Below are 17,301 nucleotides of genomic sequence, written 5' to 3'. Positions count from 1 at the left end.
AGCGATGCGGAAATGTTCAGACCCTTTTTGGAGCGTTGGGTGTTGTCGTTCCAAATGGAATACCTGTGGAATCCTGTTGCTCCACGGGCATCTCACGGCCGGCGGGAACTTTATCGGCAGCGTTTTGGCTGACGAAATCGGTTCGTAGACAATTAGGTTATTAGCCAAGACGCTCTGGGGAGCACGATCTGTCACTATCAGGTCGGGGGGTCAATCCTGGGACGATGTGCACCCCGCATTAGCTTTGGTTTACCGCTAGGTCGGCGATCACCGGCAAGTGATCCGACAGGCTGCGCGCGTTTGGGTCGGTATACATGTCGCGTACGGCGCAGCAGGGCCGACAGTAAATTCGGTCGAGGCGTAGCAAGGGAAGGAAGCTAGGAAAGGTGCGAAACCGACTGCGTCCGGGCAAGACTCTCGCGAGCACCGCCCGCACGGAACCGACGAAGAACCAGTCGTTGAAGTCGCCGAGCACGACCGTGGTCATGTCATGCGGACCGGCCAGCGCGAGCAACAATTGCGCCTGCTCACGTCGCTCGCGGATGCTCAGGCCAAGGTGCGTGGCGATGACGCGCACCGGGCCGGCAGCCGTCCCGAGTTCCGCGCGTATAGCGCGGCGTGGCTCGCGTTCAGGTGCAGAGATATCGTGAATTTCGCTGTTGATGATCGGGAAGGAGCTGATCAGAATCTGCCCATAGTGACCATCCGCGCTGGCGATGGAATGCGCGGGAATGCCATGCTGACCCAGTGCATCCTGAAGAAGCGCAAAGGCGTCCTCGCCTTCGGGCGGACGGCGGGAATCGACTTCCTGCAGTGCGATAACGTCGGGTCTCCAGCGCAGGATCAAGGCAATGACACCGGCCAAGTCAAAGCCGGGATTGAAACCGATCGTGCCATGGATGTTCCAGGTCATGAATCGGATGGTCGGCGACGTCCCGATCACGAAGAGTCGCCCCAATACTTGGAGACGAGAGCCTGCAGGCTGAAGGACAGCGTTATCCACGCCGCCAATGCCAATGCCAGCCACAAGAGCGATTTTAGGCTTGGATCCATCAGCACCTCGATGACTTGGTGGCCGACGGCCGCTAGTACGGCGATGCCGGGCAACATGCCTAGCGCGGTGCCAAGCACAAAGTCCAGGGACCGAATACGGCTGGCGCCGGCGACCAGATTTACGACGCCGAATGGGGCGATTGGCACCAGGCGGACTACCGCCACCGCTAACACCCCTCTCTTGCGCACGCTGCGGCTAATACGGTTTAGCCGCGGACCGAGCACGTCCGTCAGCGTCTGTCGACCGATCAGAGCACCGATGCCGAACGAGACGAGCGCGCTGAGTAGCGACCCGGCCGCAGCATAGGCGAAGCCGAGCCACGGACCAAAGGCAGCGGCGGTTGCTGCGATCAGTACCGTGACTGGAAACAACAGAACGCTACTGACGACGAATATGGCGAGCACCACAAGCGGGCCCCAGGGCACCGTAGCAACCCACTCCATCGTGCTACGTACCGTCTCGGGCCGTGCGAGATCGGACAGCGGGGTCAGGTGCCAAGCCAGCACCAGGGCGAGCATTACAAGGCCCACAAGACATACCTTGACAAGGTTCGACAGACCGCGCCGCTGGACGCGCGCGTCGAGAACAGTGCTGGCGAATTCTTCTGCACCAATCGGCCGCTCGGGATCGGCGATGCTTTCCATGTAGGCCGCCCATTCGTTGCCGTTCACCGGCCCGTCATGGATTGGCCGAAGCGCGTGTCCGTTCGAAGCCAGTCCGTCGGTTAGGGCAACAAGCGAGGGATTTTTCGCCAGTGCCGCTACCACAGTCTCCGAGGTGGTGCCGCAGTGGTGGCTGATCAGGCGGTTGCGGACCGCGGCGATCGCCTCGCGCTCATCGGCGCGCCGCGCCTCGATTGCGATGTCGCATTCCGTATCGGTACCCATGGAACGGTTGTTGAGATTGGCAGAGCCGACGCGAAGCAGGCGGTCATCGACGATCATCACCTTGGAATGGACCATGACGTGCATTGCGCGGCTACCATCGCGCACCTCAGGAGAGAGGACGCGTACGCGCTCGGCAATGTCGTGCTTCTGCAGCTCCTGCATGAAGCGGACGCGGCCATTGCGCATGCTGCTTGCCTCGAGCCAGGAAGTGTGGCTCGCCGGCGTGATGATGACCACTTCCAGCTGCGGACGTTCGCGCAACCTCCGGGCCAGTGCCGCTGCGAGCGGGATGGAACTGAGGAACTGATTCTCGATGTAAATCGTATCCTCCGCCGCGCCAATTGAATCACAGAACAGCTGTTGCACCTCGTGCACCGCCTCCAGCCTCTCGAAAAGCGGCTGTGTGCGTGCGATGCCGGCTTCGGCGTCGACGAAGTCGGGCCTGACATGCTTGGGCCAGGGGTCACCACCAGCGTCGGCCGGAGGAATGATTTCACGCGCTGCGGACTGCCACCGCGCACGGGCCAGATCAGCCAGAGCATACGCCGCGTCACCGTCAACCAGCATCTGCACGTCGTGGAATGGCCCGTAGGATTCACCGGCCGGGTCGCGTCGTAACGACTCATCGATGCGGTGTTCCGATGTGTCCCAGCGCCGCACGGTAATGTCGATGCCACCCGAAAAGGCAATGGCATCGTCAACCACTACCAGCTTCTGGTGGTGCGAGGAGCCGATCGGTACCGCGTCATCGAGGCAAAGTGTTACGCGCCGCGGCGTGTTCCAGCGCAGCGAATATACAGGAAACGGTTCCCGTTCTGCCGCGTAGAGCAAAGCGAAGTCCCACAGCAGCAGATTCACCTCAAGCTCTGGCTTGTTTTCGACGAGGGCAGAGAGGAAGGCGCCCAACTCCTCTGGATAGCCGTCGTCAGCATGGCCCGCAGGACCTACAAGACGGGTGCGGCTATGGATGTCCCATCCGATGATAAAGACGCGGTGCTTGGCTTTCAGCAGGGCCGCACGGACTGCACCGAAATAGGTCGCGGGATCTATCAGGACTGCAGCGCGCGAGAAACGCTCGATGCGCCACACATTATCACGTGGGCGCAGGATTCTTTTCCCCGAGGAGACATCGACGCTATTGGGTTTCACAGACACTGTGAGAACATTGTAGCCCCGCCAAGCAGCAGCCGTCGATTGGCGCGATGCCTAAGGTGGATGGTCTGTCGATGGGCAAGCTCAAGGATATGGGTGCCGCAACCGCCACCAACGGGGCGGTAGGTCTCTATCACGTCGAAAACATAACACCCGACGCAATTGAACATGGCCGCGATCTGCTCATCAAGGGCTACCAGGCTTAAGTTATCGATGATGCCGAGATCGAACGCGTCCGAAAAACTATCCCAATCTATGGAGTAAAAAGACGCCAAACCCACGCGAGCCTTCGTCGGCTGCCCGCACAATTCGTTCCATCAGCTCTACGACTGGGGAATGAAGGTCACTCATGCGCTTTCCGACCGGCGCGGCCACGAACGAGTGGCCATTCCGTTGCATCTGCTCTGCTCGCCGCTCGTGAAGAACCATATCATGGAAGAACACCCTGACCTGGTCCGCGACATGATGCGCGCCGGAATCACATTCACCAGTACGTATCCACTCACCTTCTTGGGTATCCCGGGCATCACCCTGACTGAGTTCGCCGTTACGAACTCGAACAAGGCCCGCGAGTACACCAACGCGCGCTTCTTCAAGACGAGGACATTCTGGAAATTGTCCTAACGGGCGAGGTCCCCGAGCGAGCAGCCTGATCGTCATACCGCCACCCTGCCGGTTTGCCCGGCAGGCTTGCCAAAAGCACCAATTCAATCAAGACCTGGAGCAGGAGCCCTCAGATGGCTAAGAAATCATTCCACGGACGCCCGATTTTTCCTGGCAGTGTTCAGGGGTCGGCGACAGTTTCTCACATCGGGGTCAACACGCTTTCCACCTACAAAGCCAACGTTATCGGCGGTGTGAAAGACAATGCGATCTGTACTGATGGAGACAACACCATGATCACTGGCCTCACTGTTGGCTACGGCGACGTTGTTCCGACAACGATATCGAGCCGAGTCGTGAGCGTACTTGTTGGCCTCATCGGCCTCATTTTCTTCGGTATCCTCGTTGCAGTTGCAACCCGGGCACTCGGTAAGACTGTTGGGGAGAAAAGGGACCTTTAAAATCGCGCGGGCAACCCTCGACGGCACGGGGGCTCATGACGTACGAATCGGAACTAGAGCCACTTTAGACGATGAAGTGCCATGCGGACCCCGTCTAGGCCATCAATGCGCATCTCGTCGCCCATCCGGCTCTTCGGGAGCACAGTGATCGTCGGTGTAGAGCGAGAATTCTCTCGATGGTCACATGACCCGGCGCCCGACTGCGGATTGCCGGGCGCGCTTGGCGCGAGCATGAATTGTGCGGGCTCGCGGGTCGATACGTGGGCATCGAGGCAAAGCTTAGCCGTTTTGGCAATTGAACACAGAACACGATTGTGAGGCGCGATGGCTGACTGGACTGCCCGGGATCTGAAGAAAACGCCAAGTTCTGCGTCGACCCAGCAGACCTTCGACGATGATCGGCTGCAACACGCCGTCAGCGACAGGATTGCCATCGAAGCCGTGACGCCCGAGCTTGATGGGGGCCGTTTTGCCGTCAAGCGCGTGGTCGGAGACGTCTTGACGATCGAAGCTGACATCTTCTGCGACGGCCATGACAAGATCGACGCCGGGTTGCGTTACCGCTTCGAGGCCGAGCAGGATTGGAGCGAACTGCCGATGCAGTTCCTCGGCAACGACCGCTGGAGGGTTGAACTCCCGCTTTCCCGGAACGGACGTTATTTTTACACGATCGTTGCTTGGCGCGATTTGTATGCCACCTGGCGCGACGAGGTCGGGAAGAAGCATGATGCAGGCCAGCCGATCCCGCTGGAACTGACCGAGGGCCGTCACCTGATCGAGGCGGCCATGCGCTCGGATCGCGGGGCCGTGGCGGAGCGGGCGGAGCTCGAGGCTGTGCTCAAAACGCTCGACCTCGCCAAGACCGATGCCGACAGGCTCGCATGTCTCACGGCCGCGCCGGTGCAGGATCTCTATGCAAAGGCCGGTCCGCGCACCAACGTCACGGGTTACAGCAAGGTTCTGCCTGTCTGGGTCGACCGCAAACGTGCAGCCTTCAGCGCCTGGTACGAGATGTTTCCGCGCTCGCAGTCCGGCGACGCCGAACGTCATGGCACGTTCGACGACGTCATTGAGCGGCTTCCCTATGTCCGCGATCTCGGTTTCGACGTCCTGTACTTCCCGCCGATCCACCCGATCGGGAAGACCAACCGCAAGGGACGCAACAACTCACTGACCCCGGGGGCAGACGATCCTGGGAGCCCCTATGCCATCGGATCCGAAGATGGCGGACACGACGCGATACACAAAGAGCTCGGAACATTCGCCGCGTTCGAGCGTCTTCTTCAGGAGGCCAAGGCACATGGTCTCGAGATCGCACTGGACTTCGCGATCCAGTGTTCACCCGACCATCCATGGATCAAAGAGCATCCGGAGTGGTTCGATTGGCGCCCTGACGGCAGCATCAAGTTCGCAGAGAATCCCCCGAAGAAATATGAGGACATCGTCAACGTTCACTTCTATCGCGATGCCTTTCCGTCGATTTGGCTTGCCTTGCGCGACATCGTGCTCTTCTGGGCGGAGAAGGGCGTCCGGATCTTCCGGGTCGACAATCCGCACACGAAGCCGTTTCCGTTCTGGGAGTGGATGATCCGCGAGGTTCAGGACAAATATCCGGACGTGATCTTCCTGTCGGAGGCATTCACGCGGCCCGCTCCGATGAAGCGGCTGGCCAAGCTCGGGTTCACGCAGTCGTACACGTATTTCACGTGGCGCAACTCGAAGCAGGAGTTGATCGATTATGCGAGCGAGCTGACGAAAAGCGCCATGCGGGAGTATTTCCGGCCGAATTTCTTCGTCAATACGCCTGACATCAACCCGCCCTATCTGCAGACGAGCGGCCGGCCCGGCTTTCAGGTTCGTGTCTTGCTCGCCGCGACGCTCGCCGGCAACTACGGCATCTACAATGGCGTTGAGATCTGCGAAGCGCGTGCCGTGCCCGGTAAGGAAGAATATCTCGACTCCGAGAAATACGAGATCGTGGCCTGGGATTGGGACCGCGAGGGGAACATCCGCGCCGACATCACCCTCGTCAATCGATTGCGCCACGAGCACAAGGCTCTTCAGCAGTTCACGAACCTCAACTTCTACAATTTGTGGAACGACCAGATTCTGTACTACGGCAAATTCACCGACGACCTCTCGGACTTTCTCCTATTCGCGGTCAATCTCGATCCGCACAATGCCCAAGGCGGAAACTTCGAGGTGCCGCTGTGGGAGTTCGGTCTGCCGGATGAGTCCGATATCGGAGTCGAGGATCTGGTGACAGGCCAGCGCTTCATATGGTCCGGCAAGATACAGCATGTGCTGTTGGATCCAGCCGAACGGCCCTACGCGATCTGGCGCCTCCATCCAAAGGGGGGCAAATGAGCACGGCAGAAACATCCGAGGCGCTAGTCGACGCGCCGATCGAGGTGCCATCGGCGCCGGAGACCGAGCGCGAGGAGACGCAGGCGATCGATCTTGCGGCAGCGGACTGGTACAAAGACGCGATCATCTACCAACTGCATGTCAAGGCGTTTCAGGACACCAACGGCGACGGCATCGGGGATTTCGAGGGTCTGATGCAGCGGCTCGACCATGTCGAGTCTCTCGGCGTCACGACGATTTGGCTGCTTCCCTTTTATCCTTCGCCGCTTCGCGATGACGGCTACGACATCTCGGATTACCGCCACGTCAATCCCTCGTATGGGGATATGGACGCATTCAAGGCTTTCATCGCGGAGGCCCACAGGCGTGGCATCCGGGTGATCACGGAGCTTGTCGTCAACCACACATCCGATCAGCACCCCTGGTTTCAGGCGGCCCGCAAGGCGCCGCCTGGGTCGCCCGAACGCGATTTCTATGTGTGGAGCGACACCGACAAGCGCTATGGCGGTACACGGATCATCTTTCTGGATACTGAGACGTCGAATTGGGCGTGGGACCAAGAGGCGGGCGCCTATTACTGGCATCGCTTTTATTCGCACCAGCCCGATCTCAACTTCGACAACCCCAAGGTTCTCGAAGAGATCATCGATGTCATGCGCTTCTGGCTCGACCTTGGCGTCGATGGCCTGCGGCTCGACGCCGTACCGTATCTTTGTGAGCGCGAAGGGACCAACAACGAGAACCTCCCCGAGACCCATGCGATCTTGAGGCGCATCCGTGCGGAGGTCGACGCGCAGTACCCAGATCGCATGCTCCTCGCCGAAGCCAATCAATGGCCCGAGGATACGCATCCCTATTTCGGCGATGGCGACGAGTGTCACATGGCATTCCATTTTCCGCTGATGCCGCGCATGTACATGGCGCTGGCTCAGGAGGATCGCCATCCGGTCACGGATATTTTGCGGCAGACGCCGGAAATTCCCGACAGCGCGCAGTGGGCGCTCTTCTTGCGGAATCACGACGAGCTCACGCTGGAGATGGTGACGGACGACGAGCGCGATTACCTGTGGCGCACCTATGCCAACGACAGCCGTGCCCGGATCAATCTCGGCATCCGCCGCCGCCTGGCACCGTTGCTCGAGAACGACCGGCGCAAGATCCAGTTGCTGAATGCCTTGCTGCTGTCGATGCCCGGGACGCCTGTGCTCTACTACGGCGACGAGATCGGCATGGGCGACAATTTCTATCTCGGCGACCGGGATGGGGTGCGGACCCCCATGCAATGGTCCGCCGATCGCAATGGCGGATTCTCGAAAGCCGATCCGCAACAGCTCTATCTGCCGCCGATCATGGACGCCAACTACGGCTACCAGACCATCAACGTCGAAGCCCAGCAAAGGGACCCATCGTCTCTGTTGAACTGGACGCGGCGGATGATCCAGGTGCGCAAGACGCACGCCGCCTTCGGTCGCGGGAGCTTGACCTTTCTCTATCCGCGCAATCGGAAGATCTTGGCATACCTGCGGGAGCATGAGGGGCAAACCTTGCTCTGCGTGTTCAACCTCGCGCGCTCCGCACAAGCCGTAGAGCTCGATCTGTCCGCCCATGCCGGCGCGGTGCCGGTCGAACTGACCGGCAATTCGGCCTTTCCGCCTATCGGCGATCTGACCTACATGCTGACGCTGCCGGCCTACGGCTTCTACTGGTTCATCCTCGCAGGAGAGGAAGAGGAACCGCGCTGGCATGTAGCGCCGCCGGAAGTCGCGCCGGATTACATCACGCTCATTGCGTCGGATGGCTGGCAGAGCCTCTTCACCGATCGCCAGAAGAGACTCATGGAGCAGGACGTGTTGCCCGGCTTTGTCGCGCGGCAACGGTGGTTCGGCGCAAAGGATGCCACGTCGCTTCGCTTCGACTCGCGTCCCTTGGCGACGTTCGAAGGCGCGCGCGGCAGCTACCCGCTGGCCGTCTGCGCGGCGTCGATGGCGGAGAGTGATAGCCAGGCTTACTTCCTGCCGTTCTCGGCCAAATGGGGGAGCGATAACGTGCGGGTCGGCGCGCCGTTGCTGCCCTTTACCCTCGCCAAATTGCGGTCGGGCTCGAAAGTCGGCGCCCTGATCGATGCCGCCAACGACCAGGACTTTATTCGCGATGTCGCTTGGGCGATGGGTGAGAACAACATCATCGAGGCGGAGAACGGGAAGGTCGTGTTCTCCGCAGGTCCGGACTGGGTGCCTCTTCCGGAGGACGCCCCGATCCGCGCGGTCGGCGGCGAGCAAAGCAATGTGTCGATCATCATCGACGAACGCATCATGCTCAAGATCTACCGTCGTCTTCGCGCCGGTACGCAGCCCGAACTCGAGATTGCCCGCTTTCTTACCGAGGTTGCCCGCTACCCCAACACACCGGAATTTCTCGGTGCGGTGGAATACGTGACCGATACAGGCGAGCATACCGCGCTGGCGATCGCGTTTTCCTTCGTGCAGAACCAGGGCGATGCGTGGACGGCTTTGGTTGATGGACTCGACCGGTCGCTCGAGGATCTCACGTTGCGCCAGGACAAGAAGGCGACCGTCGAGAGCGATCTGGAGCGGCTGTACACCTTCCCGCTGGATCTCGCCGTGCGGCTCGGCAAGAGAACGGGCGAGATGCATCGGGCGTTCGCAACGCCGACCGACGACCCGGCCTTTGCCAGTGAACCGATTTCAGAGGACGACATTTCGAGATGGGCTCAAACGCTGCGTGACGAATCAGGCCGTGTCCTCGGGGAACTGGAAAGAAGGATGGTGTCGCTTCCCGAGGCGGCGCGCCATCATGTGGCGACCTTGCTTGGCGTGCGAGAGGCGCTCGATGACCGCATCGCCGCAATCGACGCCACGGCGCCACTCGGCATCAAGACGCGCATTCATGGCGACTACCATCTGGGCCAAGTGCTCGTCTCCAAGGACGATGTGATCATCATCGACTTCGAAGGCGAACCGCGCCGGAGCCTTGCCGAGCGGCGCGAGAAGAGTTCGCCGTTGCGCGACGTTGCCGGTATGCTGCGCTCGATCGACTATGTGGCTTCTGCCGCCGTCGATCGCTTTGCCACGCGGAAAGGCGAGTTGCCAGACCATGCGGTGGCGGTGGCTACGGCCTGGCGCAACCGGGCCAGCCGGGACTTTCTGAGCGCCTATCTCGATGCCGTTCAAGGGACACAAATCTGTCCCGAGGACCGGCAAGCGGCTGAAAGCCTGCTCGACCTCTTCCTGTTGCAGAAAGGGTTCTACGAGATCGCGTATGAGGCAGCCAATCGCCCGCATTGGCTGTCGATCCCCTTGCGCAATGTGGTCGATTTGCTGACTGGGACGAGAGCTTATCAAATATGACCAAAGCTTCGACGAACGACGCGTCAACCAAACTTGCTTGGCGTCCCGAGCAGGCGGAGATCAACGCAATCGCCGCCGCCCGGCACGGCGATCCTTTCGCGGTACTCGGCCCGCATGTTTGCGGCGACGGCGTATCCATAAGGGTGATGATGCCTGCCGCCGAGCGTGTCGACGTCCTGGACGAAAGCGGCCGCGCACTCGCCGCGCTCGAGAAGCTGCACGACGACGGCTTTTTTGCCGGACTGATCGAGGGCGCCTCGGTGGACACACCCTATCGTCTGCGCTTCACGCACGGCGAGGCGCAATGGGAAGAAGAAGACGCCTATCGCTTCCCGCTCTTCCTGGGCGAGTTGGATGTGCATCTTCTGGCGGAAGGCACGCATCGCCGCCTTTATGAAAAGCTCGGCGCGCATCCCGTCACCTTGGTGGGGGCCGAGGGCGTCGTCTTTGCCGTATGGGCTCCCAATGCGCGCCGCGTCAGCGTGGTCGGCGATTTCAACGGATGGGACGGCCGGCGCCATCCGATGCGCAAGCGTCATGAGGCTGGTGTATGGGAGCTGTTCATTCCGGGCGTCCAGCGTGGCGCGAGCTACAAGTATGAGATCATCGGCGTCGACGGCACGAAGCTTCCCCTGAAGGCCGACCCGTTGGCCTTTGCCGCCGAGGTGCCGCCTTCCACGGCCTCGCGCGTGCATGGGCTCGTTTCCCATGACTGGGGCGACGATGAATGGGTATCCACCCGAGGAGGACTCCAGGACCGTTCCGGACCAATATCCATCTACGAAGTGCATCTCGGTTCTTGGCGCCGTGGCGAGAGCAACAGCTTCCTCCACTACGATCGACTGGCGGACGAACTCATTCCGTACGTGCGCGATCTTGGTTTCACCCATATCGAGCTCTTGCCGATCAGCGAGTATCCATTCTCGGGCTCGTGGGGGTATCAGCCCGTCGGACTCTTTGCCCCCACCTCCCGGTTCGGGGATCCGAACGGTTTTGCGCGCTTCGTCGACCGTTGCCATGCCAACGGCATCGGCGTCCTGGTCGACTGGGTGCCGGCGCATTTTCCAAGCGACCCGCACGGCTTGGCGCGCTTCGACGGGACCGCGCTCTATGAGCACGAGGATCCCAGGCTGGGCTTCCACAAGGACTGGAATACGCTGATCTACAATTTCGGCCGGCAGGAAGTCGCGAACTTCCTCGAGTCGAACGCGCTGTTCTGGCTCGACCGCTATCATGTCGACGGCCTTCGTGTGGATGCCGTGGCTTCCATGCTTTATCGCGACTACAGCCGTGATCCGGGCGAGTGGGTGCCGAATGTCCATGGCGGCCGTGAGAATCTCGAAGCGGTCAGTTTCCTCCGCGATATGAACACCCATGCCTACGGCGACTTCCCAAGCACGATCACCGTGGCCGAGGAATCAACTGCATGGCCGGGCGTATCCCGGCCGGTGGACGTCGGCGGTCTGGGCTTCGGCTTCAAGTGGAACATGGGTTGGATGCACGACACGCTGTCCTACATGGCGCGCGATCCCATGTACCGCAGCTACCACCACAACGAGATGACCTTCGGGCTCATTTACGCCTATTCGGAGAATTTCATTCTGCCGCTGAGCCACGACGAGGTTGTCCACGGCAAGGGATCGCTGCTCGCGAAGATGCCGGGCGACCGGTGGCAGAAGTTCGCAAACCTCAGAGCCTATCTCGCGTTCATGTGGACCCATCCCGGCAAGAAGCTGCTGTTCATGGGTGGCGAGTTCGGTCAGGAACGCGAATGGAACCACGACCAGTCGCTCGATTGGCATCTGCTCGCGGACCCGTCTCATCGCGGCATTCAGTCGTTGGTGCGTGATCTGAACAAGCTTTACCGTTCGATGCCGGCCTTGCACGAGCTTGACTGCGAGCCGTCGGGCTTTGAGTGGGTCGATGGCGGCAACACGCAGCAAAGCCTGCTGTCGTACATCCGGAAGGGCAAGGCGGGAAGCGGAAGCGGTCTAGTCGTCTGCAACTTCACGCCCCAGGTTCACCACGGCCGCCGGTTCGGCGTTCCCGCAGGCGGCCGCTGGATCGAAAGGCTGAACTCCGACAGCGAAACCTACGGCGGCTCCAATGTCGGTAATCTCGGAGCCGTCGACGCACAGAAACAAAGCGCGCATGGAAGACCATACTCCGTGGAGATCACCGTGCCGCCCTTGGCCACAATCGTGCTCGAGCACGCCGATGCGTGAGACCGTTCTATGAGCCGCTGCAAAAACGCGGAAAATCAATGAACACAAATTTCGCCCGTGAGCGAAGTTGGGGCGCTGAGATCTTGCCCGCCGGCGGCGCGCGGTTTCGTCTTTGGGCGCCAGCGCACGAGACTGTGTCGCTCGTTGCCATGCCGAGCGGCAAGGCGCAGGACATGGAACGCGCCGGTGACGGCTGGTTTGAGCTGTCCACGGATCTGGTGAAGCCCGGCGACGGGTACCTGTTCGAGCTTCCCGGCGGCATGCGCGTGCCGGATCCCGCGGCGCGGGCGCAGGTCGATGACGTTCACGGACCATCGAAGCTCGTGGACCCGCGCGCCTATGACTGGCGAATCCCCGACTGGCGTGGCCGGCCATGGGAAGACGCGGTCATATACGAACTGCATACGGGTACGTTCACGGCTGACGGCACCTTCGGCGGAATCGAGAGCAAGCTCGATCATTTGGTCGCGTTGGGTGTTTCCGTGCTGGAACTCATGCCTGTCGCCCAGTTCGCCGGTAATCGCGGCTGGGGTTATGACGGCGTCCTGATGTACGCGCCACACCTCGCCTATGGCGGCCCGGCAGCGCTGAAGCACCTCGTCGATGCCGCGCACGCGCGCGGCCTGATGGTCTTCCTCGACGTGGTCTATAATCACTTCGGACCCGACGGCAACTACCTCCATTCCTATGCGCCGGACTTCTTCGACGACACCCGCCATACGCCGTGGGGCGCCGCCATCGCCTATGAGCGCCCGCCTGTTCGCGCCTACTTTGTCGAGAATGCACTCTATTGGCTTGAGGAGTACCGCTTCGACGGGCTGCGCCTCGATGCGGTCGATCAGATTCGCGACGACAGCCTGCTCTTGGATATCGCTAACACGGTGCGCAGCCGCATCACGGATCGCCATGTGCACCTGACAACCGAAGACGAGCGCAATGTCACCTTCTTGACGGAGCGAACGGACGGCGTCGCTAAACGCTATTCGGGAGAGTGGAACGACGATTTCCATCACGCCGCTCATGTGATCGCCGTTGGGGAATCCGACGGTTACTATCAGGACTATATCGACGCCCCCGTTGCCGATCTCGCCCGTGCGTTGGCGGAAGGATACGTTTACCAGGGCGAGCCGTCGCCTTTTCGCGACGGTAAGAAGCGCGGTGAACCGAGCGCTTGCCTGCCCCCAGCCGCCTTTGTTGACTTCCTTCAAAATCACGATCAGGCCGGTAACCGCGCCTTCGGGGAGCGGTTGTCGAGCCTCGCCGAACCTGACGCCATCGAGGCGTTGACCGCCATTTTGCTACTCGCTCCGCAGACGCCGCTGCTCTTCATGGGCGAGGAGTGGGGCGAAACGCGGCCGTTCCAATACTTCACGGATTTCGAAGGCGATCTGGCGGCGCAAGTCCGCGAGGGACGGCGCAACGAATTTCGCAAGTGGCGTATCTTCGCCGACCCAAAGAGCCGGGAGCAAATTCCCGATCCGAATGCGATGAGCACGTTCGAAGCATCGCAGCTCGATTGGGCCAAGACGGTACACGCGCCGTACCAAGAGCGCCTTGCTTTCGTGTCGCATCTTCTCAACGTCCGGCGCGAAAGGATTGCCCCTCTGATATCGAGCATTCCCGGCAAAGCCGGCACCGTGCTCGCCGCGGACGGACAAGGGCTGTCCGTGTCATGGAAATTGCCGGATGGTGGCACATTGACGATGGCCGCCAATCTCAGCGATATGCCGTGGATGCCGCCAGAGGAAATCCGGGAGCGTGCAACGGCAGGCGACCTTATCTACGCGCGTGCGGACGGAGATGCAGGTAAGCGCGATGGTGCGATGCCTGCCTGGTCCGTCGCTGTTCGCATCCGGGAACCGCAATGATCATCCCCACGGCTACCTATCGTCTGCAATTCCGCAACGGTATGACCTTCGATCGCGCGGCTGAACTTGCCCCTTATCTCGCACGGCTCGGCATCAGTCATCTCTATGCGGCGCCGATCTTCAAGGCCGAGCCCGGCTCCACTCACGGCTACGATGTCGTCGACAATCGGGTCATCGACCCAGACCTCGGGGGAGATGAAGGCTTCGACCGCATGGTGGAAGCGCTGCGCGCGGAGGGCATCGGTATCGTCCTCGATTTCGTCCCCAATCATATGAGCGCTTCGACGTACAACCCGTATTGGCGGGATGTCCTCGAATGGGGCGAGGCCAGCGATTGCGCCCAGTTCTTCGACATCGATTGGGAGGCGCCTAAGCTGCTGGTCCCGGCGCTGGGCTCCAGCTATGGCGAGGCGCTCGAAGCGGGACAATTCCGCCTAAGCTTCGACCCGCGTGATGGCGGCCTGACCTTCACCTACTATGAACTCAAGCTGCCGCTTACGCCCACGTCCTACGCACAGGTGCTCATGCGGGCCGACCGCGAGGATTTTGCCGAATGGGCGCGGCGTTTCGCGGTTGCGACGCCGCAGACATCCAATGAGCTCAAACTGGAACTTGCGGAGGCCGCGAAAGACGAAGATACGAAGCAGGCTATTGAGATGGCGCTGCGCGACGTCGCCGCCGATATCGAAGCGCTCCACGAACTCCATGAGATGCAGGTCTGGCGTCTTACACTTTGGCGTGCGGCGCGCGAGACGCTGACCTATCGCCGTTTCTTTGAGATCACGGATCTCGTCGGCATCAAGGAGGAGCGACCACGAGTCTTCGAAGAGATGCATGAACGGCTCTTCGAACTGATCGAAGCGGGCAAGATCGACGGCCTGCGTCTCGACCACATCGACGGCCTCGCCGATCCAAAAGCCTATTTCGAGAGGCTGCAAAAGATCGTTGGGGAAACAGACCCGTTCTACATCGTGATCGAGAAGATACTCGGTGTGGACGAGGACCTGCGCGCCGACTGGCCGGTTGCGGGTACGACGGGGTATGAGTTCATTCGCACTCTTGCGGAGATGTTGACGGACCCGCGCGGCGCCGACGGCATGACGCACGCCTACAACGATTTTCTGCAAGAGCAGGTGGATTACGAAGCGCTGATTCTCGAAGCGAAGCGCATGATCTTGATCCGCAATCTTGCCGGCGAACTTGAACACCTGAAAGACATGGCGGGCGCCATAGCCGTTCGCGGTCTGAAGAGCCGTGATTTCGGCAACGACACGCTGCGCCGCGCGATCATCGAACTGGCGGCCGCTTTGCCGGTCTACCGGACCTATGTGGACGTCTCGGGCGCCCAGGACGAGGATCGGGCGATTTTGGCGGCCGCGGCGGACAAGGCAAAAGCATCGCGCCAAGTCGAAGACGAGCAGGCGATCGATTTTCTTCGGCGCATCCTCGAACTCGATCTTGAGTCGCCGGAGGATCAGGCGCTGGCACTGGAGTTTGCCGTGCGCTTCCAGCAGACGACCGGCCCCGTGATGGCAAAGGCGCTCGAGGACACGGCGTTCTACCGTTACAACCGGCTAATTGCCTTGAACGAGGTTGGCGGGGAGCCCGACCGCTTCGGAGCGCCTCTGGAGGATTTTCATTCAGCCATGGCGCAGCGCTTGCGGCGTCAAGCGGCAGGTCTGAGCACGACATCGACGCACGATACCAAGCGGGGCGAAGATGCGCGGGCGAGGCTCTACAGTCTAAGTGAGATGCCGGAAGCCTGGGCGGCGGCGGTCCGTCGATGGACGACATTGAATGCGGATTTCCGCACGTCCTCGGACGACCAGGCCATGCCGGAGCCGGAAGTCGAGTGGCTGTTCTATCAGGCGCTTGCAGGTGCGTGGCCGGCCGATCTTGCCTGGGACGACCAGGCCGGCCTCACAGCTCTCGCCGATCGTATGGCCCCGTTCATGCTGAAAGCTGTCCGTGAGGCCAAGACATATACGAGTTGGACAGCAAAGGACGCCGAGTATGAGGCCGCGGTCGAGGCGTTTACCCGTGCGGCTTTAGATCCGGCCAGGGCTGGGCCGTTCTTGCAGAATTTTGTCGCCATGTGCGGGCCGATTTTCCTGGCAGGGGCGGTGAACAGCCTGTCTCAAACAGCCATCAAGCTGACCGCTCCGGGTGTGCCCGATATTTATCAGGGCTCGGAGCTTTGGGAATTGAGCTTGGTCGACCCCGACAATCGGCGGCCCATCGACTATGACCAGTGCAGGGCGCTGCAGAAGGCGCTGTGCGATGGGGCGCCGAGCGCGTTGCTGGCCGATTGGCGATCGGGCGCGGTCAAGATGATGCTTCTTCACGCAGGCCTTAAACTTCGTGCCGACGCCCAGGATCTATTTACAGGGGGCGCGTACTTACCGCTTCGCGCGGAAGGCGTCGCGGCCGCGAATATCCTGGCCTATGCGCGTCACTTCTCTGGACGTGCCGTCGTTACTGTCGTTCCGCGAACCCCCTTGCATCTTCTTTCGGGAGAGAGTCAGCCGCTCGTACCGTGGGACCGTTGGGGCGATACGGCGGTATCAATGACACCTGGCCTGTTGGGAAGTGACTGGCACAACATCGTCACCCGCGAGACGCATGGCTCGCAGGACCACCTTTCCCTCGGGGATCTGCTGCGGTATTTTCCAGTCGCAATCCTAGCCAACTTTGAATCTTAGGGTTCCACCCTAATACCGTGCGACGGACGAAGAGTCGGTCTACTTGACGAGGTCGCCTTTCGGCCACTCGGCTACAATCCTGCGCGAATGCAACTATTAGTCTAGATGAAGCGGCGAGGAAATCTACAGGGGGGATCGCTGAAAAGCCATGTTTTCTGCGGCTTGCTGGCGGAGAGGGAGGGATTCGAACCCTCGGAACGCTCACGCGCTCAACGGTTTTCGAGTTCTGAGATTCTCGTGTCGGCTTGTGATGCGTAGTCGCCAAAAGTCTGATTCCGTTCGCTATTTATACCGCGGTCATCCCGGATCATGACTTCGAATACGGTTCTATGCTGCGTGGTTCGTTTGCAATCTCGTTTGCAAAATCCTCTGCCACCCCGTGCCCGTATTTGAGGGTAGAGCGGATGCCCCTTGTCCGCCTGCTAACGTCCGGTAGATCGGGATGGTCTGTGCCAGTAAGCGTGCCTGTCAACGGTACCGATCCCGAAGGTCTGGACTCCGTCCTGGCAGACGCGCCCGTCCCCGGTTGTCCGTCGGTTTTCGCAGGGCTCGTATAGCCGCTTCCGTTCGGATCGCGCCGAAGTTAGGTTGCAGGATGGTTGGATAGGCAGAAA

The 17,301-nt window shown here is 60.8% G+C and carries 10 protein-coding genes; 8 read left to right on the top strand and 2 right to left on the bottom strand.

Annotated elements, in window-relative coordinates:
* Positions 1 to 238: 238 nt before the first annotated feature.
* Positions 239 to 913, bottom strand: coding sequence for an endonuclease/exonuclease/phosphatase family protein (locus GL4_RS00735; RefSeq protein ID WP_045369137.1), 675 nt, complete (start codon positions 911 to 913; stop codon positions 239 to 241).
* Positions 914 to 939: 26 nt separating this feature from the next.
* Positions 940 to 3,090, bottom strand: coding sequence for a VTT domain-containing protein (locus GL4_RS00730; protein ID WP_244462653.1), 2,151 nt, complete (start codon positions 3,088 to 3,090; stop codon positions 940 to 942).
* 77 nt (positions 3,091 to 3,167) lie between these two features.
* Here GL4_RS00730 and GL4_RS17920 point away from each other — a divergent pair, with 77 nt between their 5' ends.
* The 8 genes from GL4_RS17920 (at position 3,168) to treY (ending at position 16,687) form a co-directional block, all read left to right on the top strand.
* Positions 3,168 to 3,299 (top strand): aconitase X catalytic domain-containing protein, encoded by a 132-nt coding sequence (locus tag GL4_RS17920; RefSeq protein ID WP_244462652.1) that lies wholly within the window; start codon positions 3,168 to 3,170, stop codon positions 3,297 to 3,299.
* A gap of 130 nt (positions 3,300 to 3,429) precedes the next feature.
* Entirely contained in the window at positions 3,430 to 3,717 is a 288-nt protein-coding gene (locus GL4_RS16455; RefSeq protein WP_052464002.1) for a hypothetical protein, read from the top strand.
* Positions 3,718 to 3,830: 113 nt separating this feature from the next.
* The gene (locus GL4_RS00720) at positions 3,831 to 4,157 is read left to right on the top strand and encodes a potassium channel family protein (protein ID WP_045363455.1); all 327 of its coding nucleotides are present in this window, start codon (positions 3,831 to 3,833) and stop codon (positions 4,155 to 4,157) included.
* A gap of 324 nt (positions 4,158 to 4,481) precedes the next feature.
* Positions 4,482 to 6,524, top strand: a complete 2,043-nt coding sequence (locus GL4_RS00715; protein WP_082025375.1) for an alpha-1,4-glucan--maltose-1-phosphate maltosyltransferase — start codon at positions 4,482 to 4,484, stop codon at positions 6,522 to 6,524.
* Positions 6,521 to 9,892 carry a maltose alpha-D-glucosyltransferase gene (gene treS, locus GL4_RS00710; protein WP_082025374.1) on the top strand — a complete coding sequence of 1,124 codons (3,372 nt, stop codon included), beginning with the start codon at positions 6,521 to 6,523 and terminating at the stop codon, positions 9,890 to 9,892. The genes GL4_RS00715 and treS overlap by 4 nt, the downstream gene beginning before the upstream one ends.
* Positions 9,889 to 12,117 carry a 1,4-alpha-glucan branching protein GlgB gene (gene glgB / locus GL4_RS00705; protein WP_045363452.1) on the top strand — a complete coding sequence of 743 codons (2,229 nt, stop codon included), beginning with the start codon at positions 9,889 to 9,891 and terminating at the stop codon, positions 12,115 to 12,117. Before treS ends, glgB begins: the two co-directional genes overlap by 4 nt.
* Before the next feature lie 38 nt (positions 12,118 to 12,155).
* The gene (gene treZ, locus GL4_RS00700) at positions 12,156 to 13,985 is read left to right on the top strand and encodes a malto-oligosyltrehalose trehalohydrolase (protein ID WP_045363449.1); all 1,830 of its coding nucleotides are present in this window, start codon (positions 12,156 to 12,158) and stop codon (positions 13,983 to 13,985) included.
* Positions 13,982 to 16,687: a malto-oligosyltrehalose synthase gene (gene treY / locus GL4_RS00695; RefSeq protein WP_045363447.1), complete on the top strand. Its 2,706-nt coding sequence runs from the start codon at positions 13,982 to 13,984 to the stop codon at positions 16,685 to 16,687. The genes treZ and treY overlap by 4 nt, the downstream gene beginning before the upstream one ends.
* Positions 16,688 to 17,301 lie beyond the last annotated feature (614 nt).

Source organism: Methyloceanibacter caenitepidi (assembly GCF_000828475.1).
GTDB lineage: Bacteria > Pseudomonadota > Alphaproteobacteria > Rhizobiales > Methyloligellaceae > Methyloceanibacter > Methyloceanibacter caenitepidi.
This window is presented reverse-complemented; position numbering and strand designations above follow the sequence as displayed.